Genomic DNA, 25,022 nt, shown 5'->3' with positions numbered 1-25,022 from the left:
ATGGGCGCGGCGGCTGCGGGAGGCATCCGCCGCGCCCCTCGACACGACGCAACGACGACGCCGCAAGGGGCATCGAGGGGAATGATCAGAACACGCGCTCTCGGCACACGCGCTCTCGGCACACGTGCTCTCCTGGCGGCTGCCTTCGCCACGTTCCTGTCGGCCGGCGCCGCCTCGGCGGCGGAGGGCGGGCCGCTGCCGCACCGCGAGAAGTGGACCTTCTCGGGGATGTTCGGCACCTTCGACCAGGCGCAGCTGCAGCGCGGCTTCCAGGTCTACCGCGAGGTCTGCGCGAACTGCCACAGCCTGAGCTACGTCCGCTTCCGCAACCTCGGTGAGGAGGGCGGGCCCGACTTCTCCGCCGCCCAGGTCAAGGCGCTGGCGGCCGAGTACAAGGTCAAGGACGGCCCGAACGATTCCGGCGACATGTTCGAGCGGCCCGGCCGCCCGGCCGACAAGATCCCGGCGCCGTTCCCGAACGACCAGGCCGCGGCCGCCGCCAATGGCGGCAAGGCACCGCCGGACCTGTCGCTGATGGCCAAGGCCCGCACCTTCGCCCGCGGCGGCCTGTGGTTCATCATCGATTGGCTGCCCTTCGTCGGCTATACCGAGCAGGGTCCCGACTACATCCACGCCCTCCTCAACGGCTACAAGGACGAGCCGCCGAAGGACGTGACCGTACCGCCGGGCGGCCACTACAACGAGTTTTATCCGGGCCACGTCATCGCGATGCCCAAGCCCCTCAGCGACGGTCAGGTGACCTACGCCAAGGGCGCCGACGGCAAGCCGGTCGTGCCGGAGACGGTCGACCAGTATTCCCGCGACGTGACCGCCTTCCTGATGTGGACGGCCGAGCCGCACCTCCTGGCACGGAAGTCGCTGGGCCTGCGGGCGATCCTCTTCCTGCTTGTCCTGGCCGGCCTGCTCTACTACGTGAAGAAGAAGATCTGGTCCGATGTCGGCGGCGAGACGCACGGGCTGCAGCCCGAGCTGCACAAGACCAGCTGACGCTGGAGCATCTTCCGACGAAGCGGATGCCGGTTCGCTGCAGAAAATGCGGTAAAATCAAAGGCCTGAAGCAGCACCCGATCGCAACGCGATCGGCCGCTGCTTCAGACGCCATCCCTTCCAGAGGCCCCGCAAGGGGCCTCTTTCGTTACAGGAGAACCCTGATGGTCAAGGCCGTGCTCGGAGTGATCGGCGGGTCGGGCGTCTACGACCTGCCCGGGCTGGAGGACGTGCGCGAGGAACGCGTCGCTTCACCCTGGGGCGAGCCGTCGGATGCCCTGCGCATCGGCCGGATCGGCGAGACCCCGGTGGTGTTCCTGGCGCGCCACGGACGCGGCCACCGGCTCTCGCCGTCCGGCATCGACTACCGGGCCAATATCGACGTGCTCAAGCGCGCCGGCGTCACCGACATCGTGGCGCTCTCGGCCTGCGGCTCGTTCCGTCAGGAGCTCTATCCGGGCCTGTTCGTGCTCGTCGACCAGTTCGTCGACCGAACCGTCGGCCGGACCTCGTCGTTCTTCGGCAATGGCTGCGTCGCCCACGTCTCGATGGCCCATCCGGTCGGCCCGGGCCTCCAGGCCCGCATCCTCGCCGCGGCGGAGGCCGAGGAGATCGCGGTCCGGAAGGGCGGAACTTACGTCTGCATGGAGGGGCCGCAATTCTCCTCCTACGCCGAGTCGCTCACCTACAAGGCGCAGGGCTACGACGTGATCGGCATGACCAACATGCCGGAGGCCAAGCTCGCCCGCGAGGCCGAGATCACCTACGCCACCATCGCCATGGTGACCGACTTCGATTGCTGGCACCCGGAGCACGGCGCCGTCGACGTCGCCGCCGTGGTGGCGGTGGCCCGCGCCAACGCCGCGAAGGCCGCCCGCCTGGTGAGCCGGCTCGCCCGCGACTTGCCCACCGAGCGCGAGCCCTGCCCGGCGGGCTCCGACCGGGCGCTCGATGGCGCGATCATGACCGCGCCGACCCATCGCGACCCGGCGCTGATGGCGAAGCTGGATGCGATCTGCGCCCGGGTGCTGGCGGACGTGTGATACCGGTTCCGGACGCTTCCTTCCGGAACTGGTATCGCAAGCCCGCGCAGGGGAGCCGGAGGCTCCACACGCCTGAGCGACGCCGAAACCCGCATCGCGAAGCGGTGAATCGGATGTCGTACGACGCCGCTGCGCGTCCCGGGGTCAGCGGGCGGGGTGTAAAGCCCGCATCCCCTCTGGCGTTTCCGCGGGCTGCCTTTTAACAAGGCAGCCCGTTTCCATTGGCAGCCCGTCTCCCACGATGACCGATACCCCCCTCCGCGCAGGCCGCGTCGACCGGCGCACCGCCGAGACCGACGTCAGCGTCGCGCTCACCCTCGACGGCACCGGCCGGGCCAGCATCGCGACGGGAGTCGGCTTCCTCGACCACATGCTGGAGCTGCTCGCCCGGCACGCCCTGTTCGACCTCGAGGTCAAGGTGACGGGCGACCTTCACGTCGACCAGCACCATACCACCGAGGATTGCGGCATCGCGCTCGGCCAGGCCTTCGCCCAGGCGCTCGGCGACAAGCGCGGCATTCGCCGCTACGCCGACCTGCACCTGCCCATGGACGAGGCACTGACCCGGGTCGCCGTCGACATCTCGGGGCGGCCGTTCCTGGTGTTCCGGACCGAATTCGCCCGCGAGAAGATCGGCGTCTTCGATACCGAGCTGGTGCGGGAGTGGTTCCAGGCCTTCGCGATGAATGCCGGGATCACGCTGCACGTCGAGACGCTGTACGGCGACAACCAGCACCACATCGCCGAGAGCTGCTACAAGGGGCTGGCACGTGCCTTGCGGCACGCGGTCGAGGTCGATCCCCGCGAGGGCGGTCGCGTGCCATCGACCAAAGGCTCGCTCTAGGGCCGCAACGACGGAGCTCGGGGGAGCCGGATGACCACCTACACCCTGCACCTGCCCGACGAGGTCGATCCCGGCGAGCCGGAGGCGCTCGACCGCGCCAAGCTGGTGCCGGACGCCTTCGTCTGGCCGGCCTTCTGGTTCTCGGCGCTGTGGTTCTTCTGGCACCGGCTCTGGCTTGCCGGGCTGATCGTGCTCGCGGCCGAGATCCTGGTCTGGGTCGCCGGTCTCACCCTGGGGTTGAGTCCGGTCGCGGGCTTCGTGATCGCCTTACTCCTGTCCTGGCTCATCGGGCTCGAGGCCTCGTCCCTGCGACGCTGGACCTACGCCCGGACCGGCCGCCCGATCCGCGACGCGGTGACCGCCTCGGACGTCAGGGAGGCCGAGGTGAAGTTCGTCGCCCGCTGGCTGCGAGAGGAGGGGACCCGTCTCGGGACCGCCGCCCCTCGGGCGGTGACGCCGGCCAACACCCGCGCCGAGAGCCCGGCCCTCGGGCTCTTCCCCGAGGCGCAGGCCCCCCGGTGAGCGCCGCAACCACCCTGACGAACGCCTCGTTGATCCAAGCCACCGCGACCCGGGAGGACCTCCGTTGAGCGCGGACACCGTCGCCATCATCGATTACGGCTCCGGCAACCTGCACTCGGCCGCCAAGGCCTTCGAGCGTGCGGCCCGCGAGACCGGGACCGATGCCCGCATCCTCGTCACCTCCGATCCGGAGATCGTGGCGGCGGCCGACCGGGTCGTGCTGCCGGGCGTCGGTGCCTATGCCGATTGCCGACGGGGGCTCGACGCCGTCTCCGGCATGGTCGAGGCGATGACGCACGCCGCGCATGCCCGCGGCCGGCCGTTCCTCGGCATCTGCGTCGGCATGCAGCTGCTCGCGAGCCGCGGCCTCGAATACGAGGTCACGCCGGGCCTCGGCTGGATCCCGGGCGACGTCGCACCGATCACGCCGTCGGATCCGGGCCTGAAGGTGCCCCATATGGGCTGGAACACGCTTCAGGCCCGCCGGCCGCACGCGCTGCTCGACGGCATCCCGACGGGCGGGGAGGGGCTGCACGCCTATTTCGTGCACAGCTACGCGCTCGCGGCATCGGAACCCGACGACGTGGTCGCGACCGCCGATTACGGCGGCGCGGTCACCGCCATGGTGGCCCGCGGCACCATCGCCGGCACGCAGTTCCATCCCGAGAAGAGCCAGACCCTCGGGCTCCGGCTGATCGGCAACTTCCTGCGCTGGCGCCCCTGACGCGGCCTGCGCTTCCACACCCTCGAGCCTTGCGGTGACGACGCGTGATCCTGTTTCCGGCCATTGATCTGAAGGAAGGGCGCTGCGTCCGCCTGGTGCAGGGCGACATGGCGCAGGCCATCGTCTTCAGCGACGATCCGGCGGCGCAAGCCGCGACGTTCCAGGAGCAGGGCTTCTCCTGGCTCCACGTGGTCGACCTCGACGGCGCCTTCGCGGGCGCGCCGATGAACGCCGCGGCGGTCGACGCCATCCTGGCGGCGGTGACGATCCCGGTCCAGCTCGGCGGCGGCATCCGCGAGATGCGCACCGTCGAGGGCTGGCTCGCCAAGGGCGTCAGCCGGGTCATCATCGGCACCGCCGCCGTGAAGGATCCGACCTTCGTGCGCGAGGCGGCCCGCCGCTTCCCGGGCAAGATCGCCGTCGGCATCGACGCCAAGGACGGGCGTGTCGCGGTCGAAGGCTGGGCCAAGACCTCGACGGTGACGGCGGAGGAGCTGGGCCGCCGGTTCGAGGATGCCGGCGTCGCCGCGATCATCTACACCGACATCGCCCGCGACGGCATCCTCAAGGGCCTCAACATCCCGATGACCCTGGGCCTCGCCGATGCAGTCAAGATCCCGGTGATCGCCTCCGGAGGACTCGCCTCGATCGAGGACGTGCACCGGATCCTGGAGCCGGACTGCGCGAAGCTGGCCGGCGCCATCACGGGCCGCGCGCTCTACGACGGCCGGATCGACCCGAAGGAGGCGCTCGCTGCCATAGCGCGGGCCAAGGCCGCGCAGGGCAAGGGCCTGCCGACGGCGTGAGGCGGAGGGCACCGCCCCGTGATAGGATCGGGGCGGCTATCCGGAGGCGTGAGACACGTGACCGCCGCGACCCGTAAATCCAAGCCGACTCCTGCCCGACCGGCTTCCCCGCCGCCGATGACGGCCTATGCCGACGACATCTACGGCTGGGCGATGGAGCAGGCCGCCGCTCTGCGCACCGGCAATCTGTCGGTGCTCGACCGTGAGAACCTGGCCGAGGAGATCGCGAGCTTGGGTCGCTCTGAGTTCAATCGCCTCGTCAGCTTCTATGCACTGGTCCAGCTTCCCATACTCAAGTGGCAACATCAGCCGAGCCATCGCTGCGCGAGTTGGGCCGTCTCGATCTCGACGCATCGCAAGCATGTGAGCCTGACGATCGCCGACAACCCAAGCCTGAAGTCGCGCCTCGACGAAGCGTTCGAGCGCGCCTATCTGCAGGCGCGGCACGATGCCATCCGCGAGACCGGCCTCTCTCCGGCGATCTTTCCGATCGACTGTCCCTTCACGCGCGACGAGGCGATGACTCGCCCGTTCATCTACGAGTGAGCCAGCGTCCCGTGCTCAAGACCCGCATCATCCCCTGCCTCGACGTCAAGGACGGCCGCGTCGTCAAGGGCGTGCAGTTCCTCGAACTGCGCGACGCCGGCGATCCCGTGGAGGCCGCCAAGGCCTATGACTGCGCCGGGGCCGACGAGCTGTGCTTCCTCGACATCACGGCGAGCCACGAGGACCGGGGCATCCTGCTCGATGCGGTGAGCCGCACGGCGGAGGCCTGCTTCATGCCGCTCACCGTCGGCGGCGGGGTGCGCAAGGTCGAGGACATCCGCACCCTGCTGCTCGCCGGGGCCGACAAGGTCTCCATCAACACCGCGGCGGTGAACGACCCGGACCTGGTGGCGCGGGCGGCGGAGAAGTTCGGTGCGCAATGCATCGTCGTGGCGATCGACGCCAAGCGGGTCTCGGGCGAGGGCGAAGCTCCACGCTGGGAGATCTTCACCCATGGCGGCCGGAAGCCCACCGGGATCGACGCGATCGACTTCGCCCGCCTCGTGGCGGGGAAGGGGGCCGGCGAGCTGCTGGTCACCTCGATGGACCGCGACGGCATGCGCTCGGGCTACGACATCGGGCTGACCCGGGCGATCAGCGACGCGGTCAACGTGCCGGTGATCGCGTCCGGCGGCGTCGGCGGCCTCGACGACCTCGTGGCGGGCGTGCGCGACGGCGGCGCGAGCGCGGTGCTCGCCGCCTCGATCTTTCACTTCGGCCAGCACACCGTCGCGGAGGCCAAGGCCCACATGGCGGCGGCGGGTTTGGCGATGCGGCTCGATCCGACGCCCTGATCGCCGGCAATCACCGCGGGACATGAGAGGGCAAGCCGCTTGACCACCCGGCACGGCCGGCCCCAGGGTTCACCCGGACACATTCACGGCAACCGCATGACCGCCTTCACCCTCGCCGACCTCGACCGCATCGTCCGCGAGCGTGCCGCGGCCTCGCCGGAGGAATCCTACACCGCCAAGCTCGTCGCCGGCGGGCCGGCCCGGCCGGCCAAGAAGCTCGGCGAGGAGGCCGTCGAGGCCGCCATCGCCGCGGTGCAGGGCGACCGCGACGGGCTGACGGCCGAGGCGGCGGACGTGCTCTACCACCTGCTGGTGGTTCTCAGGGCCGCCGAAGTGCCGCTGGAGGCGGTGATGGCGGAGCTGGAGCGGCGCACCGCCCAGAGCGGCATCGCCGAGAAGGCGGCGAGGAGGCCGGCATGACCGACGCCAGCATGATCGAGGGCGGTCTGACCGGGGCCGGCCCGGCCCCGACCCTCGGCGCGGCGCAGCTGGCGGCGAGCCTCGACGAGGCGACCGACCACCTCTCGCCCTACCGGGTCTTCGCCCGCGAGGAATGGGCGCACTTACGCGCCGACACGCCGCTCACCCTCACCGCCGAGGACGTGATGCGGCTGCAATCGCTGAACGACCCGATCTCGCTCGAGGAGGTCATCGCGATCTACCTGCCGCTGTCGCGGCTGCTCTCGCTCTACGTCGCGGCGACGCAGGGGCTGTTCAAGGCGACGCAGCGCTTCCTCCTCGCCGAGCGCGAGGTGAAGGTGCCCTACATCATCGGGGTCGCCGGCTCGGTCGCGGTCGGCAAGTCGACCACCGCCCGGGTGCTGAAGGCGCTGCTGGCCCGCTGGCCCAACACCCCGAAGGTCGACCTCGTGACCACCGACGGCTTCCTGTTCCCGAATGCCGAGCTGAACCGCCTCGGGCTGATGGAGCGCAAGGGATTTCCTGAGAGCTACGACACCCCGACGCTGCTGCGCTTCCTCGCCGACATCAAGGCCGGCAAGCGCCAGGTCGCGGCGCCGCTCTACTCCCACCTCGTCTACGACGTGGTGCCGGGGGAGACCACGGTGGTCGACCGGCCCGACATCCTGATCGTCGAGGGGCTGAACGTGCTCCAGCCGGCCCGCCTGCCGCGGGACGGCACCGCGATCCCCTTCGTGTCGGATTTCTTCGACTTCTCGGTCTACCTCGATGCCCACGAGGACGACCTGCACCGCTGGTACGTCAACCGCTTCCTGCGCCTGCGCAACACCGCCTTCCGCGACCCGCTGTCGTATTTCCGCAAATATGCCGAGATCAGCGAGGAGGAGGCGCTCACCATCGCCGACGGGCTGTGGAACCGGATCAACCTCCTGAACCTGCGCGACAACATCGTGCCGACGCGCCAGCGCGCCAGCCTGATCCTCGCCAAGGGCGCGAGCCACCGCATCGAGAGCGTGGCTCTGCGCAGATTGTAGGGGTCGCGCGCGGTTGACCTTCCCGACACCCCCCGCCAGCATGCGGGAAAAGCGGGAGGAAACCATGAGACGAACCCTTCGGTGCGCCGGCGCGGCGCTGGCCGCGATCCTGTGCGCGGGTGCCGCGCAGGCGCAGATCTCCGACGACCTGGTCAAGATCGGCGTCCTGTCGGACATGAGCGCGGCCCAGGCCGACAGCACCGGCCCGGGCTCGGTCACCGCCGCCCGGATGGCGGTCGAGGATTTCGGCGGCACGGTGCTGGGCAAGCGGATCGAGGTCGTCTCCGCCGACCACCAGAACAAGCCGGATATCGGCTCGAACATCGTCCGCCAGTGGCTCGAACTGCAGCAGGTCGACGTCGTCGCCGACGTGCCGACCTCGTCGGTGGCGCTCGCCGTCCAGAACCTCACCCGCGAGCGCGACCGCCTGTTCCTGAACTCCTCGGCCGGCTCCTCCGACCTGTCCGGCCCGGCCTGCTCGCCGAACGCGATCCACTGGACCTACGACACCTACTCGCTGGCCAACGGCACCGCCGGCCCGCTGGTGTCGCAGGGTGCCACCTCCTGGTACTTCGTCACCGCCGACTACGCCTTCGGCCACGCGCTGGAACGCGACACCAGCCAGGCGGTCGCCCGCGCCGGCGGCAAGGTGATCGGCTCGGTGCGCCACCCGATGGGGATGGCGGATTTCTCCTCGGCCCTGCTCCAGGCCCAGTCCTCGGGCGCCAAGGTGATCGCGCTCGCCGATCCGGTCGGCGACACCGCGACGGCGGCCAAGCAGGCGGGCGAGTTCGGCATCCAGCAGCAGGGCCAGAAGCTCGTCGGCCTGCTGATCGACGTGGTCGACCTGCGGGCGATCGGCCTCGAGACCGCGCAAGGCATGCTGCTCACCACGAGCTTCTACTGGGACCGCGACGACGAGACCCGGGCCTTCGCCCAGCGGTTCCTCAAGCGCCACGGCCGGATGCCGACCCAGTTCCAGGCCGGGGTCTATTCCAGCATCTCGAACTACCTGAAGGCCGTGCAGGCGGCCGGGACCGACGCGGCCAAGGCGGTCGTCGCCAAGATGCGCGAGACCCCGGTCAACGACTTCTATGCCAAGAACGGCCGGGTCCGCGAGGACGGCCGCATGGTCCACGAGATGTACCTGATGCAGGTGAAGGCGCCGGCCGAATCGAAGGGCGAATGGGACCTGCTGAAGCCGATCGCGACGATCCCCGGCGACCGGGCTTTCCGGCCGATCGAGGCGGGCCATTGCCCCTATCTCGGCAAGGCGGGGTGAGGCGGGCGCGTCGGCCGAATAAGAACGCGCCCACGCCAAGTTCGAAGGTGGAGGTGACCGGCGTGGGCGCGTGCCCGCCAAAGGGCAGTGCGCCGGAGTCTATACTGGTTTGGTGGTACAGCCATCACCCGTTTGGGGGACTTGCTTTCGGTGGCTTGCCGCCGTTCGGAGCGAGTGAGCGTCGTCATGCCTCATCCGACGCCAGCGGATAGGCGGCCTCGACCACGTAGGGCCCCCCGCCGACGGAGTCCCGCGCCGAGTACAAAGCCACCCGCCGCGCCGTGAACGAGACCCGCGGGAAGACCGGCTGCACGGCCAGGTACTGCGCCACCCCGCCCGGGCCGGCGCCGCGCTTGAGCCGGCCCACGGTGACGTGGGGCGTGAAGCGGCGGGTGTCCGGCGCCACGCCGAGCTGGCGCAGGATGCGCTCGTGCTCGGCCTGCAACTCGGCGAGGTCGGGATCGGGCACCACCCGGGCATAGAGCGAATGCGGCCGGTCGCCGCCGAACACCGCCAGCGCGTCGAGGACCAGGGTCAGGGGAGGGCGGGGCCGGATCCCGGACAGGGCCTCCATGATTTCGTCGGCCAGCCCGCCGTCGACGTCGCCGATGAAGCGCAAGGTGACGTGGTAATCGGCGGGCTCGACCCAGCGGGCCCCCGGCAGGCCGCCCCGGAAGGCGCTGAGCGCCAGGCCGGTCTCGGGCGGGACCTCGATCCCGGTGAACAGGCGCGGCATGACGAGTCACGGCCCCTTGCGCAGGCGCTTCAGGAAATCCTCGACGCTCGGCAGGATGCCGGCGACGACCCGCGCCACCCCGGCCTGCGTCGGGTGCAGGCCGTCCGGGAGGTTGAGGCTGCGGTCGCCCGCGATGCCGTCGAGGAAGAACGGGTAGAGGATCAGGCCGTAGCGCTCGGCGAGCCGCGGGTAGATCGCGTCGAAGCGCCGTCCGTAATCGGGCCCGAGATTCGGCGCCGCCCGCATGCCGGCGAGCAGGACCGGGATGCCGCGGGCCTTCAGCTTCGCGACGATCGCGTCGAGGGCCTTCTCGGTCACCGCCGGGTCGGTGCCGCGCAGCATGTCGTTGGCGCCGAGCTCCAGGATGACGCCGTCGGTCCCGTCCGGCACCGACCAGTCGACCCGGTCGAGCCCCCCCGTCGCGGTATCGCCGGAAACGCCCGCATTGGCGACCGTCACGGCGTGGCCGCGCGCCTTCAGGGCCGCCTCGAGCTGCACCGGGAAGGCGGCCGCCGCCGGCAGGCCGTAGCCCGCCATCAGGCTGTCGCCGAAGGCGACGAGGTTCAGGGGGCGCTCCTTTGCGGGCTCCTGCGCGGGCTCTCGGGAGAGGCCCTGGGCGTGAAGCGGTGCGGCGAGGGTCATCAGCAGGGAAACGATCAGAAATCCGAGTGCCGCGCGGCGGCCATCATGGCGGAACATGGATGTGCGGCCCATATCGGGCCGACGGGCCGCCTGTCCTGCGTAGGTCCGTCCCAATTCGTCATCTCCGGCGCCGACCCGATCGGTCGCCCTCCACAGATCGGCTTCCCGCCCATGACCGACAAGGCCACCGGACCGGCGATCGCGCTCGACGGCGTCGATCTCAGCCTCGGCCGCGGCGCCGCCCGGGTCCACATCCTCAAGGGCATCTCGCTGTCCGTCGCGCCGGGTGAGGCGGTGGGCCTCGTCGGCCCCTCGGGCTCGGGCAAGTCGACCCTGCTGATGACCATGGCCGGGCTGGAGCGGCCGGATTCCGGCCGGGTCGTGGTCGAGGGCACCGACCTCGCCGGGCTCGACGAGGACGCCCTGGCGCGGTTCCGCGGCCGGCGCATCGGCATCGTGTTCCAGTCCTTCCACCTCGTGCCGACCATGACGGCCTTGGAGAACGTCGCGTTGCCGCTCGAACTCGCCGACGCGCCCGACGCCCATGCCCGGGCGGCGCGGGAGCTGGAGGCGGTCGGCCTCGGGCACCGCCTGCACCATTACCCGGCCCAGCTCTCCGGCGGCGAGCAGCAGCGCGTCGCCATCGCCCGGGCGGTGGCGCCCGAACCCGCCATCCTCGTCGCCGACGAGCCGACCGGCAACCTCGACGAGGCGACCGGCGCGCAGATCATCGAGCTGCTCTTCGCCCTCAAGCGCGACCGCGGCGCCACCCTGGTGCTGGTCACCCACGATCCCGGCCTCGCCCGCCTGTGCGATCGTACGGTGCGGCTGCGCTCGGGGCTGATCGATACGGCTGTGAGCGCGTAGCCCCGATGCACGGCAGCCTTCCCAAGCTCCCCGGCGCCACGCCCGGCCGGCCCTCCCGCCTGCCGCTCACCCTGCGCCTGGCGCTCCGCGAGCTGCGCGGGGGCCTGCGCGGCTTCACGGTGCTGCTCGCCTGCATCGCCATCGGGGTCGCCACCATCGCGGGCGTCGCCTCGCTGTCGCGCTCGCTCTCCGACGGGCTCGCCCGGGAGGGCCGCCGGATCCTCGGCGGCGACGTCACCTTCGGGCTGATCCACCGCGAGGCGAGCCCGCAGGAAAAGGCCTTCCTGGAATCGCGCGGCCGCGTCTCGGTGGCGGGTTTCACCCGGGCCATGGCCTCGGCCGGGGACAGGGGCGCGGCGCTCGTCGAGCTGAAGGCGGTCGGGCCCGATTACCCGGCGGTCGGCGCGCTGGCGACCGAGCCGCCGATGCCGCCCGCCGACATCTTCGCCCTCCGCGACGGCGTCTACGGCGCCGCCGCCGACCCGGCACTCCTCGCCCGCCTCGATCTCAAGCTCGGCGACCGCCTCACGGTCGGCGGAGCCGCGATCGCGCTGCGTACCGTGCTGGTGAGCGAGCCGGACAAGATCGCCGGCGGCATCGGCTTCGGTCCCCGCCTGATGGTGTCCCTCGATGCGCTCGAGGCCTCGGGCCTCGTCCAGCCCGGCAGCCTCAACCGCTTCGTCTACCGGGTGACGCTGCCGAAAGGAGACGATGCGGCGGTCGAGCGGGTGATGACGGAAGCCCGCGCCGCCCTGCCGGAGGCGGGATGGGAGATCCGCTCGCGGCTCAACGCCGATCCGCGCTTCGCCCGCAGCATCGAGCGTTTCACCCAGTTCCTGACCCTCGTCGGGCTCACCGCGCTCCTCGTCGGCGGCGTCGGCGTCGCCAACGCGGTGCGGGCCTTCGTCGATCGCAAGCGCGCCTCGATCGCGACCCTCAAGAGCCTCGGCGCCCCGGGCAGCCAGGTGGTCGGCATCTACCTGACCCAGGTGATGCTGATCGCCGGGATCGGCATCGCCGCCGGCCTCGTGATCGGCGCGGTCCTGCCCTTCGCCCTCGACGCCGCCTTCGGGTCGCTGCTGCCCTTGCCGCTCAACCCGACCCTGGCGCCGGGCGAGCTGGCGGTCGCCGCCCTCTACGGCGTGCTGACGGCGCTCGCCTTCGCGATCGGGCCGCTCGGCCGCGCCCACGACGTCGCGGTGTCCGGGCTGTTTCGCGACACGGTCGATCCCGACCGGCGCTGGCCGCGGCCGCGCTATCTCGGGATCCTCGCCTTGGCGCTCGTCGGCCTCGTCGGCCTGGCCCTCGCCACCGCCTACGATCGCGGCGTGGCGCTGATCTTCATCGCGGCGGCGGGCCTCGCCTTCGGGCTCCTGCGCCTCGTCGCCTTCGGGCTGATGGCCCTGGCGCGCCGCCTGCCGCGCCCAGGGAGGGCCGCGCCGCGGCTGGCGCTGGCCAACCTGCACCGGCCCGGTGCGCTGACACCCTCGATCGTGCTGTCCCTCGGGCTCGGCATCACGCTCCTCGTGACCCTGAGCCTGATCGACGCCAACATCACCCGGACGCTGACCCGCTCGCTGCCCGCCAAGGCGCCGAGCCTGTTCTTCCTCGACATCCCGAGCCGCGATTCGGCGGCCTTCGACCAGTTTCTCGGACGGGCCGCGCCGCGGGCCAAGATCGAGCGGGTGCCGATGATGCGCGGGCGGATCACCGCGCTGAACGGCGTGCCGGCCGGGCAGATCAAGGCCGGCGAGGACGCCGCCTGGGTGCTCGACGGCGACCGCGGCATCACCTACGCCGAGGACCTGCCGGACGGCTCGCGGGTCACGTCGGGGCAGTGGTGGAAGGGCGAGGACGCCCAGAAGCCGCTCGTCTCCTTCGACGACCAGCTCGCACGCAGCCTCGGCCTCAAGGTCGGGGAGACGGTCACCGTCAACGTGCTCGGGCGCAGCCTGACGGTGACGATCGCCAACCTGCGCCACGTCGAGTGGCGCAACCTCGGCATCAACTTCGTGATGGTGTTCTCGCCGGGCACCTTCCGGGGCGCGCCGCACAGCGACCTCGCCACCCTGACCCTGCCGGAAGGGCCCGACCCCGCCCTCGAGGCCCGGATCCTGCGCGACGCGGCGAAGGAGTTTCCCTCGGTGAGCAGCGTGCGGGTGAAGGATGCCCTCGACGCGGTCAACGACCTCGTCGGCAAGCTCGTCTTCGCGATCCGCGGCGCCAGCGCGGTGGCGGTGGCGACGAGCCTGTTCGTGCTGGCGGGCGCCCTGGCCGCCGGCCACCGGGCCCGGCTCTACGACGCGGTGGTGCTCAAGACGCTCGGCGCCACCCGGGCGCGGCTCCTGTCCGCCTACACGATGGAGTACGGCGCGCTCGGCCTCGCCACGGCCGTGTTCGGCCTCGCCGCCGGGACGCTCGCCGGCTGGGTGATCCTCACCCGCGTCATGCATCTCGACTTCGCCCTCGACCTCTCGGGCGCCCTGCTCGCGGCCCTGCTCGCGGTCGTGGTGGCGGTCGCGCTCGGGCTCGCCGGCACCTGGCGCATCCTCAGCCAGAAGCCGGCGCAGTACCTACGAAATCTATAGGGATCTTAATCCTTCGGAGACCCTGCGGCGCATGGACCCCGAAAATTGACCGGACGTGGCCGGCAACAGGTCCGGCTGCGCCCTTGTGCGCGCTCTTCCAGCCCCACATATTCCGGTCAAGGCGCACGGGCCCGCGAGGGCCCGGGTGCCGATCCGACGCGTCAAGCGTCCGAGGGTCGCGTGAGAGCCTCGCACCAGGAACATCCACGCTAGAGAGCTTCCGAAGGAATCTCCCATGGCATTCGAGAACAGCCCGTTCCGGCAGGGTAACGCGAGCGGCTACGGGGCGCCCACCGGCTATGCCCCGAGTCAGGTCCAGGTCGACCAGGGCCTTCGCGCGTTCATGCTCGGCGTCTACAACAACATGATCATCGGCCTGGGCATCTCCGGGCTGGTGGCGATCGGCATCAACAAGCTGGCGGTGGCGACCTCGTCGGCGGATGCGGTGGCGCGGATCGGCTCGATCCCGCTGACCAGCTTCGGCCGCACGCTCTACGCCACGCCGCTGATGTGGGTGATCGCGCTCGCGCCGCTCGCCTTCATTTTCCTCTTCTCGTTCCGGATGGACCGGATGTCGGCCGCCACGGCCCGCACCACCTTCTTCGCCTTCGCGGCGGTGATGGGTGCGTCGCTGTCGACGCTGCTCATCCGCTATACCGGCGCGAGCGTGGTCCAGGTGTTCTTCATCACCGCGGCGGCCTTCGGTGGCTTGAGCCTCTATGGCTACACCACCACCCGCAGCCTGTCGGGCATCGGCTCGTTCCTGGTGATGGGCCTCATCGGCCTCGTCATCGCCAGCCTGGTGAACATCTTCCTGGCCTCGAGCGCCCTGCAATTCGCGATCTCGGTCATCGGCGTGCTGATCTTCGCCGGCCTGACCGCGTACGACACGCAGAAGCTCAAGGAGATGTACATCTACGGCAACTTCGACGGCGAGACCGCCGCCAAGGTGTCGGTGTTCGGCGCCCTGACGCTGTACCTGGACTTCATCAACATGTTCCAGTTCCTGCTCTCGCTGATGGGCAACCGGAACAACTAAGGAGCCTCGCGGGGCGGCACGCCGCCCCGACCGATCGAGGAGAAGCCCCGGCCCGGAGCCGGGGCTTTTTTCGTGAGCGGGCCTCCCGTCGAACCCGGATTGACGGTGCGTATTCTCTGACTTAAGTCAGGGAAATGTCGATTGACGCCATCCGCCGCATCCGCCGCTTCAACCGGGCCGTCACCGCCGAGGTCGGGGCCCTCGACACCTCGTTCCTCGGCCGCGGGCGGCCGCTCGGCGCGGCCCGCGTGCTCAACGCCATCGGGCATGGACGCGGCGAGGTGGGCAGCCTGCGCGACTATCTCGGGCTCGATTCGGGGCTGCTGAGCCGGCTCCTGCGCAGCCTGGAGGAGGAGGGGCTCGTCGTGACGCTGCCCCATCCGCAGGATGCCCGCCGCCGGGTCGCGGCCCTGACCGAGGCCGGACGGCAGGAATTCGCCGCCTACGAGGCCCTGTCGAACGACCGGGCGGCGCAACTCCTGGCCCGCGCCCCCAAGGGCGACGACCTCCTGCGCGCCATGGACCTCGTCGCCACGGCCCTCGGTCGCGAGCGGATCGCCATCGAGGAGACCGATCCCCGCTCCGAGGCGGCCCTGCACTGCCTGACCGCGTACTACGCCGAGCTCGGGCGGCGGCTCGCGACCGGCTTCGACGTCGCTCTCTCCCGCGACCCGGAGGCCGCCGACATGATGCGTCCCCGCGGCGCCTTCCTGGTCGCCCTGTCGGACGGGCTGCCGGTCGGCTGCGTCGGCCTGAAGGGCAAGGGCGGGGATCTGGCCGAGATCAAGCGGCTCTGGGTCTGCCCCTCCGCCCGCGGTCTCGGCCTCGCCCGCCGGCTGATGGAGGAGGCGGAGGCCGCCGCGCGGGACCTCGGCATCACGACCCTGCGCCTCGATTCGAACAATGCGCTGACCGAGGCGCTCCAGCTCTACCGCCGCACCGGCTGGGTCGAGATCGACCGCTTCAACGACGATCCATATCCGGATCACTTCTTCGAGAAGCATTTGCCATGACCACGGCGAATCCCCTCGACCGTTCCCGCGGCGTCCCCCGGATGACGGAGAGGGATTCATGAAGGCGCGCGCCGGACCGATCGCTCGAGGCCTGTCGGTCGCGTCTGCGCCGCGACCGAGAGGCCTCACCCCCGCGCCCCGCGCAGGATCAGCCGGCTGCCCCTGACCTCGTACGAGTTCAACCGTTCCAGGAAGCTCATCCCGAGCAGGTTCACGCTCAGGGCGCCCGGCCGGGTGACGAGGGCCGCGACGCGGCTCTCGGTGATCGGCCCGACCGACACCGTGTCGAGCACGACCGGAGCCGCGGCGGTGCGGCCGTTGGCGGTCTGGACCTGGATCCGGAAGGCGGCCGGGCCCGGGCGGATGCCGAGATGGGCGGCAGCCTCGGCAGTGAGCACCACCGCGCTCGCGCCGGTGTCGAAGGCGAAGGCCTGGAGTCGGCCGTTGACCTTGGCCTGGACCGTGAAGCCGCCATCGACCCGCCGGGCGATCACCACCTCGTCGCCGGGTCCCGGGACCGGCTGGCCCGGGCTCATCTCCCCGAGCGCCCGGAACGCCATGTCCCGCGCCTCGTCGCGATAGGCGTAGAGGCTCGCCGCTCCGGCCCCGATCCCGCACCACAGGAGGAGCGAGACGAGCCCCTCGCCGAATCCGGACCGGAACCGGTTCCCGACCCCGTTCAGCACCATCAGGGCGGCGCCGCCGGCAGCCGCGAGCCCGGCCGCCTCGTCGGGGCGCAGCCCCGCCACCTCGCGCCCGCCGACGGCGTTGAGCGCGTAGGCGCAGGCGAGGAGCAGGAGCCCGATGCCGGCGGCGCCCGGCACGGGATCAGGCCAGGGCCGCCGGGGCCGGCTCGGGCTCCGGCTCGGGATAGGAAGCGGCCAGCCGCGCCGGCAGCCCTGCCATGATGCGCAGGCGCTCCGGCTCGGACAGGGAGCCCCAGGCGGCGATCTCGTCGCCGGTGCGGCCGCAGCCCTCGCACAGGCCGGTGGCGGGATCGAGGACGCAGAGGCGAATGCAGGGGGAGGAGGCGGGCATCAGGCGGGAATCGCGATCACGAGGGCGAGGAGGGCGGCGATCTCGGCCATCTGCTGGCTCGCCCCGATCACGTCGCCGGTCTGGCCGCCGACGAGGCGCGCGGCCATCCGCGCCAGCGTCCAGGCGGCGATGACGGCGAGGAGACCGGCGAGGCACAGGCCCAGCCAGGGCAGGCCGAGGAGGCAGGCGACGGCCAGCACGGCGAGGCAGAGCGCCCAGGCGGTGGCGTGGGTCCTGCCCGTCGGCCGGCCGACCGCGTGGGCGGCCCCGTCCGGCCGGGCGGGGGGCAGTCGGCAGAGTGGCCAGAGGGCGGCGGTGCGCGACAGGGCGGCGGCGGCCAGGAACGCGACGGCGACGCGCCAGCCGATCCGGTCGGCGAGCGTCGCCAGCGCCCCGATGCGCAGGGCGTAGGACAGGACCAGGGCGGCGGCCCCGTAGGCGCCGATGCGGCTGTCGCGCATGATCTCGAGCCGCCGGGCCGGGGTCCCGCCGCCGCCGAACCCGTCCGCCACGTCGGCGAGGCCGTCCTCGTGCAGGGCGCCGGTGACCAGGGTGGTGAAGGCGAGGGCCAGGGTCGCGGCGAGGAACGGCCCGAGGCCGAGAGAGAGCGACGCCGCGAGCGCGACGGCGCCCGCCGCGCCGATCACCAAGCCGGCGAGCGGCAGCATCCTGGGCACGGTGCGGAAATCCGGCGCGGCATGGATGTCGGCCTCGCCCGGCAGGGCCGGGACCGGCAGGCGGCTGTAGAAGCGCAGGCAGACGGCGAGATCGCGCAGGGGCGGCCACGGGCCGGCGGGGGGAGGGGGCGGCTCGAACTCGTCGTCGGCCTGACCCGGCCCCGCATTCGATTCCGTCGCCATCACTCGACACACCCCGACGAAGGCGCCCCGCTCCGAGAATTCGCCCCTTCGGCTCATTTTGCTGTATCTGCACGCCACACGATAGCCCCGCAGGCGGGTTTGCCCCCTGCAAGGGGACGCTTCCGCAGGACACTTCCCCAGGGACACTTCCCATGGCCGACAGCCCGACCGACGCCGCCCCGTTCGACGACATCCGCCGCCTGATCGCCACCATGCCGGGGCCGGACGAGGCCGCCGCCGCCGAGGTTTCGGCCCGCGACTCGCTGCTGACCAAGCCCGCCGGCAGCCTCGGCCGGCTCGAATTCCTCGCCGCCTGGATGGCGGCGTGGCAGGGCAAGGCGCCGCCGAGCCTCGACCGGCCGCTGGTCTGCGTCTTCGCCGGCAGCCACGGCGTGGCGGCGCGCGGCGTCTCGGCCTACCCGTCCGCCGTCAACCGCCAGATGCTCGACAATTTCGCCGCCGGGGGCGCGGCGATCAACCAGATCTGCGCTGCCTACGGGCTCGGCTTCAAGGTGTTCGACCTCGCCATCGACATGCCGACCGGCGACATCACGACCGAGCCGGCGATGACCGAGAAGGCCTGCGTCGCCACCATGGCGTTCGGCATGGAGGCGGTGGCGGCGGGCACCGACGGGCTCGCGGTCGGCGAGATGGGCATCGGCAACACCACGGTGGCCGCGGCGATCTACGCGGCGCTCTACGGCGGCGAGCCGGCCCGATGGGTCGGCCGCGGCACCGGCATCGACGAGGCGGGCCATGCCCGCAAGGTCGCCGCGGTGGAGGCGGCGCTCGCCTGCCACCAGGGCCATCTCGACGATCCGCTGGCGGTGATGGCGCGCCTCGGCGGCCGCGAGATCGCCGCCATGGCCGGCGCTATCCTGGCGGCGCGGCTGCAGCGGGTGCCGGTGGTGATCGACGGCTACGTCTCGACCGCTGCGGCGGCTCTGCTCCACGCCATCGATCCCCGCGCCCTCGACCACTGCCTCGCCGGCCACGTCTCGGCGGAAGGCGACCATGCGGCGGTGCTCGAGCGCCTGGGCTTGCGTCCGCTCCTCGATCTGGGCCTGCGCCTCGGCGAGGGCAGCGGGGCGGCGCTCGCGCTCGGCCTCGTCAAGGCGGCGGTCGCCTGCCACCGCGAGATGGCGACCTTCGCGCAGGCGGGGGTGTCGGGGCCGATGGCCTGAGCCTCAGGCCGGCCGCGCCATCGCCTTGCGGGCCCGCCCGACCAGCGCCCAGAGCCGCGGATCGCGCTTGATCCGCCGCTTCAGGCGCGCGCCCGCCTCGGCGGCGGCGCCGAAGGCCCGGCCGCGCAGGCTCACCGGCAGCACCGCGTCGACGAGCGAGATGGTCTCGTCGCAGACGCTGGCCTTGTAGCGCGCCTCGCCGACGCCGAGATCGAGGGCGGTGCGGCCGCGCAAGGACTGGTCGCGGATCAGGGCCTGGAGCAGCAGGTCGCCGGGGCTGAAGCGGGCGAGCGCGGGATCGGGATCGAACGAGGTCAGCATGCCGCTGAAGCGGCGCGCATCGACCGCGCCCACGAAGGTGGCGAGGATGCGCCCGCTCTCCGTCTGCAGGGCGTGCAGCTCCAGGGCACCGGCCCGGCAGGCCTCGTCGAGGAAGAGCCGGGCCGCCGGGTCGGCGAAGGGATCGCTGATGCCGGCTCGCGCGAAGCGCACCGCCTTCTGGGCGAGGTAGGCCGACAGGATCGCCCCGCCCTCGGCTCCGTCCGCCGCCACCCGGTGCGCGACCGGCCCGTGCGCCGCGACCAGCCATTTCTCCTTCTGGCGCAGCTTGCGCCGGGCGTCGCCGCTCAGGCACCGCTTGAGCACCGCGTCCGGATCCGCCTCGAGCGCGAGGCCGTAGCCGTCGCTCGGCGAGGCGGGGCCCTGCGCCAGGGGGTTGGCGACGCCGTTCCAGAGGCGCGGCTGATCGGCCAGGTGGATCGCGTCGATCCCGGCCAGCGCGCCGGCGCGCCGCAGGGCCCGGCCGTAGGCCTCCGCCGGCAGGGAGGCGGCGTCCGGGCCGGCGAAGATCGGCATGTGGTAGTTCGCGTGCCGGCCGCCGATCATCCGGGCGACCCGGATGCCGGCTTCCCGTCTCACGCAGAGCGGCAGCAGCGCCTGCGGGCGGCCGGCGGGGTCGCGCAGCAGGACCGGGCAGGGACGGGCGCCGTCCAGGAGGGTGCTCGCATAGGCCCTCACCCAGGCGAAGCGCTGATAGGGCGTCATCACCACGCCGGGTGCGGCTTCGAGGTCACGCCACGGCGCCTCCGCCGCCGCGAGGCCGGGGAAGACCTCCGGCATCAGGGCGAGGGACGGCGCCGACCCGGCTGCCACGCCCTCCGCCGTCAGTCGCATCGTGCCGCCCATCGCCCCACCTCGCCCGTCCCCGATGAGCTAACGGGCAAGCGTGCAGAATCCGCAAATGGCGTAACGAAGCTTTGGCCGATCGGGGTGATCCTCCGGTCATGCTCTCCGCCGCCCGCCACCGCCTGTTCCATGCCGGCTTCGCCGCCATCGCGGCCACGGGGGCCGACCGCTGGCTCGCGCGGGCGGCGCGCGGTCGCGGCCTGATCCTCACCTTTCATCACGTGCGGCCGGACGAGGATCCGCCGGGCGCCTACGCGCCGAACCGCCTGCTCGCCATCACCCCGGCCTTCCTCGACCGCACCCTCGCCGCCCTGCGGGCGCGGGGCTTCGCGATCGTCCCCCTGTCGGAGTTGCCGCGCCGGCTCTCCGGGGATGGGGAGCCCTTCGCGGTGCTCACCTTCGACGACGGCTACCGCGACAACCTGGAACACGCCGCGCCCGTGCTGCGCCGCCACGGCGCGCCCTGGACCCTCTACGTCACCCACGACTTCGCCACCGGGACGGGCCGGCTGTGGTGGATCGAGCTCGAATGCGCGATCCGGGTCCTCGACCGGGTGAGGCTGCCGGAGATCGGGCTCGACCTCCCGGCGGCCGACGACGCCCAGAAATCCGCCGCCTTCGCGCAGGTCTATGCCTGCCTGCGGGCCGGCCCTGAGGAGGGGTTGCGTGCCGCGATCCTGGGACTGTGCGTCGAGGCGGGGATCGACGTCGGCGGCATCGCCCGCGCCCTGTGCCTGTCGGCCGGGGAGCTGCGCGACCTCGCCCGGGACGAGACGGTGACGCTCGCCGCCCACACCCTGTCGCATCCGATGCTCGCCAAGCACGATGCGGCCACGGCGCGCCGGGAGATCGTGGAGGCCCGCACGCGGCTCGGGGCGCTGCTCGGCCGGGTGCCCGAGCACGTCTCCTACCCGGTCGGCGATCCGGGCTCGGCGGGCCCACGGGAATTCGCTCTCGCCCGCGAGGCGGGCTACCGCACCGGCGTGACGACCCGGCCCGGCCACCTCTTTCCCGGGCACGCCGCCCACCTGCACGCCCTGCCGCGGGTTTCGGTCAATGGTTGCTTCCAGACCGACGCGGCCCTGCGCGCCCTGCTCTCCGGCGTGCCGTTCCTGGCCTGGAACCGGGGCAGGCGGCTGAACGTCGCCTGAGGCTCAGCGGTGACGCCGCCGCCGGTAGTGACGGCTCCCGCCTCCGCTGATCACCGTGAAGGCCGCGCTCTGGCGCCCCCCGCGCAGGCGCCGGGTCCAGCTGCGGCGGCCGCGGGGGGCGGGCTCGGCCGTCTCGCCGAGGCTCGGGGGTTCGGGCAGGCGCGGGATCGCCGCGGAGACCGCCGCCGCCGCGGCCGCGACGCCCTTCGCGGCGGGGCCGAACAGCGACAGGCACTGGTTGTAGGCGAGATCGCCCTTGATGCGCTCGCAATCGCCGACGGAGCGGGGCGCGCCCTGCGCCAGGGCGGCACCGGCGAGGGGACCGAGGAAAAGGAAGAGCGCGAGCGCGTGGCGCATGGGCCGGGGGCTACCTTGCGGGGGAAAGGGGAGGCACGAAGCGGCAAGAGCGCACGAAGCGGCAAGAGCGCTTGAAGGAAGAGCGCTTGAAGGAAGAGCGCGAACGGAAAGCGGCGGGCCTGGGACCGCGGCCCCGAGGGTCTGGCAGCCCTTTTTGGCGAAATCCCGGCTCCTGCACCGTTTGGTCCATCGTGCCGGCGTCAGGCCGGATCGCGGTCCGGCCGCTCCATCCAGCGGATCAGCGGCATCAACGGGAAGATCCAGGCGATCCCCAGGATCGCGTAGAGCACCGACTGCACCAGCGGCGGCGTCTGGGCGATGCGGCTGTCGGCGAGCGCCATGGCGAGGGGCGCATAGATCAACACGAAGGCGATCATCACGATCGCCCCGACGAAGGAGCGGGTGCGGCGGCGCATGGCGGGGCAACCTGTGGCGGTGGCAAGGAGCTGCATCACCGCCTACGCGAGGCTCCGTCCCGCCGCAATCCGGTCCGCCGACGCAGGCGGGCGGCCGGGCTATCCCGCCCGCGACAGGGGAGATCCCGCGTCGTTGCTCGCGGCGTGTCCGGCTTGAGCGGTGGCCAGCAAAGCCGCGCTGCGGGTGCGCCAGGCCGCGATCGCCCGCGCCTTGACCGGGCCGAAGCCGCGGATCTCCTCGGGTGCGGCGAGGAGGTCGCGCAAGGCGGCCGGATCCGCCCGGCCGGCCAGGGCGAGGGCGGCGTCGATCTGGGTCTCGTAGGCGGCCAGCACCGCGCGCTCCTCCCGCCGCTCGGCGATCAGCCGCAGCGGGTCGAGGCGCCGGCCGCGCAGGATCTTCAGGGCGGCGAGCCCGCGCAGGACCGGCAGCAGCCAGGGCCCGAACGCGATCTTGCGCGGTTCTGATTCGCCTCGACGAGGCCGTGCGAGGAAGGGGGGAGCGAGATGGAAGGTCGGCCGAGCCGCCCCGTCGAACTCCTCGGCGAGGCGGGCCAGGAAGGCCGGATCGGACTGGAGCCGCGCCACCTCGTACTCGTCCTTGATCGCCATCAGCTTGAACAGCGAGCGGGCGACCACGTCGGCGAGCGCGTCGCCACCCCGCTCCCGCACCGCCGCCACCCTGGCGCGGTAGCGCGCGGCGTAGGCCTCGTCCTGGTAGGCCGTGAGGTACTCGGCGCGCCGCGCGACCACGGCGTCGAGATCCTGCGCCGGCTCGACCGCCGGTGCGAGATGCGCCTCCACGAAGGCCGGGTCGGCGGCGAGCAGCCGGCCCCAGGCGAGCGCCAGGCGGTTGCCCGCCACCGCCACGCCGTTCAGCGCCACGGCCTGATCCAGGGCCTCGCGGGAGACCGGCACCAGCCCGCTTTGCCAAGCAAAGCCCAGGAGCAGCACGTTGGCGGCTTGCGCATCGCCGATCAGGCGCCCGGCCATCGCCTGCGCGTCGAGGCTGCGCAGGGCGCCCGCGCGGACGCGGCGGGAGAGCAGGCTTTCCAGCATCCCGGTATCGATGCGGGCGTTCGGGTCGCGCAGGGTCGCGCCGGTCGGGATCTCGTGGGTGTTGGCGACGATGCGGGTGCGGGCGGGATCGATCACCGCGGCGGCATCGGGGCTCGCCGCCACCACAAGGTCGCAGGCCAGGACCGCGTCGGCCCGGCCGCGGTCGATCCGCACCTGATGGAGCGCGCTCGGATCGGCGGCGAGGCGCACGAAGGAGAGCACCTGCCCGCCCTTCTGGGCGAAGCCCATGAAGTCGAGCACGCTGGCGCCGCGCCCTTCGAGGTGCGCCGCCATGGTGATGAGGGCGCCGACCGTCACCACGCCGGTGCCGCCGACGCCGGCGACCAGGATCTCGTAGGGCTCCGGCCCCAGGGCGGTGCCGGGCTCGGGCAGGGACGCGGCCCTGGCCGCGACGGTCTCGGGATCGACCGCGACCCCGGGCCGGCGCCGCGGCGTCGCGCCGTCCAGCGTGACGAAGGACGGGCAGAAGCCCTTGAGACAGGAAAGGTCGCTGTTGCAGCCGGTCTGGTCGATCGCGCGCTTGCGGCCGAACTCGGTCTCGACCGGCACGACCGAGAGGCAGTTCGATTTCCGCTGGCAATCGCCGCACCCCTCGCAGACCAGCGGGTTGATGACCGCGCGCCGCGCCGGCGGGGCGCTCAGGCCGCGCTTGCGCCGCCGGCGCGCCTCGGTGGCGCAGGTCTGGTCGTAGACCAGCACGGTCACGCCCTGCACCTCCCGCAAGTCCCGCTGCACGGCATCGAGGTCGTCGCGGTGATGCACGGTGACGCCGGGGCCGAGCGGGTCGCGGGCGGCGGCCTTCGCCACCCGGCCGGGATCGTCGGACACCACCACGACGCGGCGCGCGCCCTCGGCCGTCACCAGGCGGGTGATCTGCGGCACGGTGAGCACGCCGTCGACCGGCTGGCCGCCGGTCATCGCGACCGCGTCGTTGTAGAGGATCTTGTAGGTGATGTTGGCGCCGCTCGCGACCGCCTGCCGGATCGCCGCGTGGCCGGAATGGAAGTAGGTCCCATCGCCGAGATTCTGGAACACGTGGGTCTGGCGGGTGAACGGCGCCTGGCCCGTCCAGTCGACGCCCTCCGCTCCCATCGGCACGATGCCGGTGGTGTCGCGGTCCATCCAGTTCGCCATGAAGTGGCAGCCGATGCCGGCCCGGCCCTGCGAGCCCTGCGGCACCCGGGTCGAGGTGTTGTGCGGGCAGCCCGAGCAGAAATACGGCGTGCGCACCGGAAGCGGCCCGGGGCCGGTGGCGGGTGCAGGGCCAAGGGCGCGGTCAAGCGCGTCCGGCTCCCGGACCGTGAGGCCGAGGGCGCGCAACGTCTCCGCCAGGATCCCGGTGAGGCGCGAGGGGCGCAGCTCCTCGACCTCGGAGACGAGGGGGGCGCCCGTCCCGTCGCGCTTGCCGAGGATGCGGGGACGCTGTCGAGCGGGCAGGTCGTAGAGCCCGTCGCGCAGCTGGCGTTCGACGAGCGGCGCCTTCTCCTCGATCACCAGCACGGTCTCGACGCCGGCCGCGGCACCCGAGATTCCCGCGACGTCGAGGGGATGGACGAGGCCGACCTTCAGCACCGCGACACCGGCCCGGCCGAGCGAGTCCGGATCGTGGCCGAGGAGCCGAAACGCTTCCATCGCGTCGCCATGGGCCTTGCCGACCGTGACGACGAGGAGGCGCGGGCGTTCCGGCGCCACGACCAGCCGGTCGAGGGGGTTGGCCCGGGCGAAGGCGCGGATCGCCTCGAGCTTCCGGAGCGCCCGCGCCTCGATGGCGAGGCTCGGCAGGTCGGGCCAACGGATATGCAGGCCGCCAGGGGGCGGGGTGGTGGCGGGGGCCGCGAAGTGGGGC

At 72.2% G+C, this 25,022-nt stretch carries 26 protein-coding genes; 17 read left to right on the top strand and 9 right to left on the bottom strand.

What is annotated here, in order from left to right; genetic code table 11:
- The first annotated feature begins 81 nt into the window (after positions 1 to 81).
- From VQ03_RS03465 to VQ03_RS03415, 11 genes are all read left to right on the top strand, one after another.
- A complete protein-coding gene (locus tag VQ03_RS03465; RefSeq protein WP_048449468.1) occupies positions 82 to 1,008 on the top strand; it encodes a cytochrome c1 in 927 nt (308 codons plus the stop codon).
- A gap of 164 nt (positions 1,009 to 1,172) precedes the next feature.
- Positions 1,173 to 2,051 (top strand): S-methyl-5'-thioadenosine phosphorylase, encoded by an 879-nt coding sequence (locus VQ03_RS03460; RefSeq protein ID WP_048449467.1) that lies wholly within the window; start codon positions 1,173 to 1,175, stop codon positions 2,049 to 2,051.
- Between the two features lie 241 nt (positions 2,052 to 2,292).
- Positions 2,293 to 2,895 (top strand): imidazoleglycerol-phosphate dehydratase HisB, encoded by a 603-nt coding sequence (hisB, locus tag VQ03_RS03455; RefSeq protein WP_048449466.1) that lies wholly within the window; start codon positions 2,293 to 2,295, stop codon positions 2,893 to 2,895.
- A gap of 30 nt (positions 2,896 to 2,925) precedes the next feature.
- Complete coding sequence (locus VQ03_RS03450; protein ID WP_048449465.1) at positions 2,926 to 3,417, top strand: DUF2628 domain-containing protein; 492 nt, start codon at positions 2,926 to 2,928, stop codon at positions 3,415 to 3,417.
- A 64-nt stretch (positions 3,418 to 3,481) separates the two neighbouring features.
- A complete protein-coding gene (hisH, locus tag VQ03_RS03445) occupies positions 3,482 to 4,141 on the top strand; it encodes an imidazole glycerol phosphate synthase subunit HisH (RefSeq protein ID WP_048449464.1) in 660 nt (219 codons plus the stop codon).
- A gap of 44 nt (positions 4,142 to 4,185) precedes the next feature.
- Positions 4,186 to 4,947: a 1-(5-phosphoribosyl)-5-[(5-phosphoribosylamino)methylideneamino]imidazole-4-carboxamide isomerase gene (gene hisA, locus VQ03_RS03440; RefSeq protein ID WP_048449463.1), complete on the top strand. Its 762-nt coding sequence runs from the start codon at positions 4,186 to 4,188 to the stop codon at positions 4,945 to 4,947.
- A 57-nt stretch (positions 4,948 to 5,004) separates the two neighbouring features.
- Entirely contained in the window at positions 5,005 to 5,493 is a 489-nt protein-coding gene (locus VQ03_RS03435) for a DUF29 domain-containing protein (RefSeq protein ID WP_245291945.1), read from the top strand.
- Between the two features lie 11 nt (positions 5,494 to 5,504).
- Positions 5,505 to 6,287, top strand: coding sequence for an imidazole glycerol phosphate synthase subunit HisF (gene hisF / locus VQ03_RS03430; RefSeq protein WP_048449532.1), 783 nt, complete (start codon positions 5,505 to 5,507; stop codon positions 6,285 to 6,287).
- Positions 6,288 to 6,383: 96 nt separating this feature from the next.
- A complete protein-coding gene (locus VQ03_RS03425; RefSeq protein ID WP_048449461.1) occupies positions 6,384 to 6,707 on the top strand; it encodes a phosphoribosyl-ATP diphosphatase in 324 nt (107 codons plus the stop codon).
- On the top strand, positions 6,704 to 7,741 hold the full coding sequence (coaA, locus tag VQ03_RS03420; protein WP_425350027.1) for a type I pantothenate kinase: 1,038 nt from the start codon (positions 6,704 to 6,706) through the stop codon (positions 7,739 to 7,741). Before VQ03_RS03425 ends, coaA begins: the two co-directional genes overlap by 4 nt.
- A gap of 64 nt (positions 7,742 to 7,805) precedes the next feature.
- Positions 7,806 to 9,023 carry an ABC transporter substrate-binding protein gene (locus VQ03_RS03415; RefSeq protein WP_048449460.1) on the top strand — a complete coding sequence of 406 codons (1,218 nt, stop codon included), beginning with the start codon at positions 7,806 to 7,808 and terminating at the stop codon, positions 9,021 to 9,023.
- A 184-nt stretch (positions 9,024 to 9,207) separates the two neighbouring features.
- On the opposite strand, the gene thpR is transcribed toward VQ03_RS03415, so the two are convergent.
- Both thpR and VQ03_RS03405 read right to left on the bottom strand, forming a co-directional pair.
- Positions 9,208 to 9,759, bottom strand: a complete 552-nt coding sequence (gene thpR / locus VQ03_RS03410) for an RNA 2',3'-cyclic phosphodiesterase (protein WP_048449459.1) — start codon at positions 9,757 to 9,759, stop codon at positions 9,208 to 9,210.
- 6 nt (positions 9,760 to 9,765) lie between these two features.
- Positions 9,766 to 10,401, bottom strand: a complete 636-nt coding sequence (locus VQ03_RS03405) for an arylesterase (protein WP_157063936.1) — start codon at positions 10,399 to 10,401, stop codon at positions 9,766 to 9,768.
- A 171-nt stretch (positions 10,402 to 10,572) separates the two neighbouring features.
- Here VQ03_RS03405 and VQ03_RS03400 point away from each other — a divergent pair, with 171 nt between their 5' ends.
- The 4 genes from VQ03_RS03400 (at position 10,573) to VQ03_RS03385 (ending at position 15,908) form a co-directional block, all read left to right on the top strand.
- Complete coding sequence (locus tag VQ03_RS03400) at positions 10,573 to 11,268, top strand: ABC transporter ATP-binding protein (protein ID WP_048449457.1); 696 nt, start codon at positions 10,573 to 10,575, stop codon at positions 11,266 to 11,268.
- Between the two features lie 5 nt (positions 11,269 to 11,273).
- Positions 11,274 to 13,856, top strand: a complete 2,583-nt coding sequence (locus tag VQ03_RS03395; RefSeq protein ID WP_048449456.1) for an ABC transporter permease — start codon at positions 11,274 to 11,276, stop codon at positions 13,854 to 13,856.
- 235 nt (positions 13,857 to 14,091) lie between these two features.
- Positions 14,092 to 14,895, top strand: a complete 804-nt coding sequence (locus VQ03_RS03390) for a Bax inhibitor-1/YccA family protein (protein WP_048449455.1) — start codon at positions 14,092 to 14,094, stop codon at positions 14,893 to 14,895.
- A gap of 134 nt (positions 14,896 to 15,029) precedes the next feature.
- Complete coding sequence (locus VQ03_RS03385; protein ID WP_048449454.1) at positions 15,030 to 15,908, top strand: bifunctional helix-turn-helix transcriptional regulator/GNAT family N-acetyltransferase; 879 nt, start codon at positions 15,030 to 15,032, stop codon at positions 15,906 to 15,908.
- Between the two features lie 125 nt (positions 15,909 to 16,033).
- Here the strand turns inward: VQ03_RS03385 and VQ03_RS34945 are convergent, their stop codons facing one another.
- From VQ03_RS34945 to cobS, 3 genes are read right to left on the bottom strand one after another with little or no spacing between them, the layout of a single operon-like run.
- On the bottom strand, positions 16,034 to 16,732 hold the full coding sequence (locus tag VQ03_RS34945; RefSeq protein WP_048449453.1) for a retropepsin-like aspartic protease family protein: 699 nt from the start codon (positions 16,730 to 16,732) through the stop codon (positions 16,034 to 16,036).
- A 4-nt stretch (positions 16,733 to 16,736) separates the two neighbouring features.
- On the bottom strand, positions 16,737 to 16,946 hold the full coding sequence (locus VQ03_RS03375) for a DUF1289 domain-containing protein (protein ID WP_048449452.1): 210 nt from the start codon (positions 16,944 to 16,946) through the stop codon (positions 16,737 to 16,739).
- On the bottom strand, positions 16,946 to 17,806 hold the full coding sequence (gene cobS / locus VQ03_RS03370) for an adenosylcobinamide-GDP ribazoletransferase (protein ID WP_048449451.1): 861 nt from the start codon (positions 17,804 to 17,806) through the stop codon (positions 16,946 to 16,948). The genes VQ03_RS03375 and cobS overlap by 1 nt, the downstream gene beginning before the upstream one ends.
- A 152-nt stretch (positions 17,807 to 17,958) precedes the next feature.
- Here cobS and cobT point away from each other — a divergent pair, with 152 nt between their 5' ends.
- Positions 17,959 to 18,990 (top strand): nicotinate-nucleotide--dimethylbenzimidazole phosphoribosyltransferase, encoded by a 1,032-nt coding sequence (gene cobT / locus VQ03_RS03365; protein WP_048449450.1) that lies wholly within the window; start codon positions 17,959 to 17,961, stop codon positions 18,988 to 18,990.
- A 3-nt stretch (positions 18,991 to 18,993) separates the two neighbouring features.
- On the opposite strand, the gene VQ03_RS03360 is transcribed toward cobT, so the two are convergent.
- Positions 18,994 to 20,175, bottom strand: coding sequence for a GNAT family N-acetyltransferase (locus tag VQ03_RS03360; protein WP_245291944.1), 1,182 nt, complete (start codon positions 20,173 to 20,175; stop codon positions 18,994 to 18,996).
- Positions 20,176 to 20,273: 98 nt separating this feature from the next.
- Between VQ03_RS03360 and VQ03_RS03355 the strand changes: the two genes are divergently transcribed.
- Entirely contained in the window at positions 20,274 to 21,326 is a 1,053-nt protein-coding gene (locus VQ03_RS03355) for a polysaccharide deacetylase family protein (protein WP_048449449.1), read from the top strand.
- Between the two features lie 3 nt (positions 21,327 to 21,329).
- Here VQ03_RS03355 and VQ03_RS03350 read toward each other — a convergent pair whose 3' ends face one another.
- The 3 genes from VQ03_RS03350 to VQ03_RS03340 form a co-directional block, all read right to left on the bottom strand.
- Complete coding sequence (locus tag VQ03_RS03350) at positions 21,330 to 21,683, bottom strand: hypothetical protein (RefSeq protein ID WP_048449448.1); 354 nt, start codon at positions 21,681 to 21,683, stop codon at positions 21,330 to 21,332.
- Positions 21,684 to 21,883: 200 nt separating this feature from the next.
- Entirely contained in the window at positions 21,884 to 22,099 is a 216-nt protein-coding gene (locus VQ03_RS03345) for a DUF2842 domain-containing protein (RefSeq protein ID WP_048449447.1), read from the bottom strand.
- A 99-nt stretch (positions 22,100 to 22,198) separates the two neighbouring features.
- Positions 22,199 to 25,022: indolepyruvate ferredoxin oxidoreductase family protein (locus VQ03_RS03340; protein ID WP_048449446.1), on the bottom strand; the 2,824-nt coding region annotated here is incomplete at its 5' end.

Origin of the sequence: Methylobacterium tarhaniae, from assembly GCF_001043955.1 — a bacterium.
Taxonomy (GTDB): Bacteria; Pseudomonadota; Alphaproteobacteria; order Rhizobiales; family Beijerinckiaceae; genus Methylobacterium; species Methylobacterium tarhaniae.
This window is presented reverse-complemented; position numbering and strand designations above follow the sequence as displayed.

What these genes read in the sequence shown, in the direction of transcription:
- VQ03_RS03345 (WP_048449447.1), bottom strand. Translation starts at nt 22,099, where the DNA reads ATGCGCCGCCGCACCCGCTCCTTCGTCGGGGCGATCGTGATGATCGCC.
- VQ03_RS03460 (WP_048449467.1), top strand. Translation starts at nt 1,173, where the DNA reads ATGGTCAAGGCCGTGCTCGGAGTGATCGGCGGGTCGGGCGTCTACGAC.
- VQ03_RS03350 (WP_048449448.1), bottom strand. Translation starts at nt 21,683, where the DNA reads ATGCGCCACGCGCTCGCGCTCTTCCTTTTCCTCGGTCCCCTCGCCGGT.
- cobT (WP_048449450.1), top strand. Translation starts at nt 17,959, where the DNA reads ATGGCCGACAGCCCGACCGACGCCGCCCCGTTCGACGACATCCGCCGC.
- VQ03_RS03395 (WP_048449456.1), top strand. Translation starts at nt 11,274, where the DNA reads ATGCACGGCAGCCTTCCCAAGCTCCCCGGCGCCACGCCCGGCCGGCCC.
- hisB (WP_048449466.1), top strand. Translation starts at nt 2,293, where the DNA reads ATGACCGATACCCCCCTCCGCGCAGGCCGCGTCGACCGGCGCACCGCC.
- VQ03_RS03425 (WP_048449461.1), top strand. Translation starts at nt 6,384, where the DNA reads ATGACCGCCTTCACCCTCGCCGACCTCGACCGCATCGTCCGCGAGCGT.
- VQ03_RS03415 (WP_048449460.1), top strand. Translation starts at nt 7,806, where the DNA reads ATGAGACGAACCCTTCGGTGCGCCGGCGCGGCGCTGGCCGCGATCCTG.
- VQ03_RS03355 (WP_048449449.1), top strand. Translation starts at nt 20,274, where the DNA reads ATGCTCTCCGCCGCCCGCCACCGCCTGTTCCATGCCGGCTTCGCCGCC.
- thpR (WP_048449459.1), bottom strand. Translation starts at nt 9,759, where the DNA reads ATGCCGCGCCTGTTCACCGGGATCGAGGTCCCGCCCGAGACCGGCCTG.
- cobS (WP_048449451.1), bottom strand. Translation starts at nt 17,806, where the DNA reads ATGGCGACGGAATCGAATGCGGGGCCGGGTCAGGCCGACGACGAGTTC.
- VQ03_RS03465 (WP_048449468.1), top strand. Translation starts at nt 82, where the DNA reads ATGATCAGAACACGCGCTCTCGGCACACGCGCTCTCGGCACACGTGCT.
- VQ03_RS03450 (WP_048449465.1), top strand. Translation starts at nt 2,926, where the DNA reads ATGACCACCTACACCCTGCACCTGCCCGACGAGGTCGATCCCGGCGAG.
- VQ03_RS03400 (WP_048449457.1), top strand. Translation starts at nt 10,573, where the DNA reads ATGACCGACAAGGCCACCGGACCGGCGATCGCGCTCGACGGCGTCGAT.
- VQ03_RS03360 (WP_245291944.1), bottom strand. Translation starts at nt 20,175, where the DNA reads ATGGGCGGCACGATGCGACTGACGGCGGAGGGCGTGGCAGCCGGGTCG.
- VQ03_RS03375 (WP_048449452.1), bottom strand. Translation starts at nt 16,946, where the DNA reads ATGCCCGCCTCCTCCCCCTGCATTCGCCTCTGCGTCCTCGATCCCGCC.
- coaA (WP_425350027.1), top strand. Translation starts at nt 6,704, where the DNA reads ATGACCGACGCCAGCATGATCGAGGGCGGTCTGACCGGGGCCGGCCCG.
- VQ03_RS03390 (WP_048449455.1), top strand. Translation starts at nt 14,092, where the DNA reads ATGGCATTCGAGAACAGCCCGTTCCGGCAGGGTAACGCGAGCGGCTAC.
- VQ03_RS03405 (WP_157063936.1), bottom strand. Translation starts at nt 10,401, where the DNA reads ATGACCCTCGCCGCACCGCTTCACGCCCAGGGCCTCTCCCGAGAGCCC.
- VQ03_RS03385 (WP_048449454.1), top strand. Translation starts at nt 15,030, where the DNA reads ATGTCGATTGACGCCATCCGCCGCATCCGCCGCTTCAACCGGGCCGTC.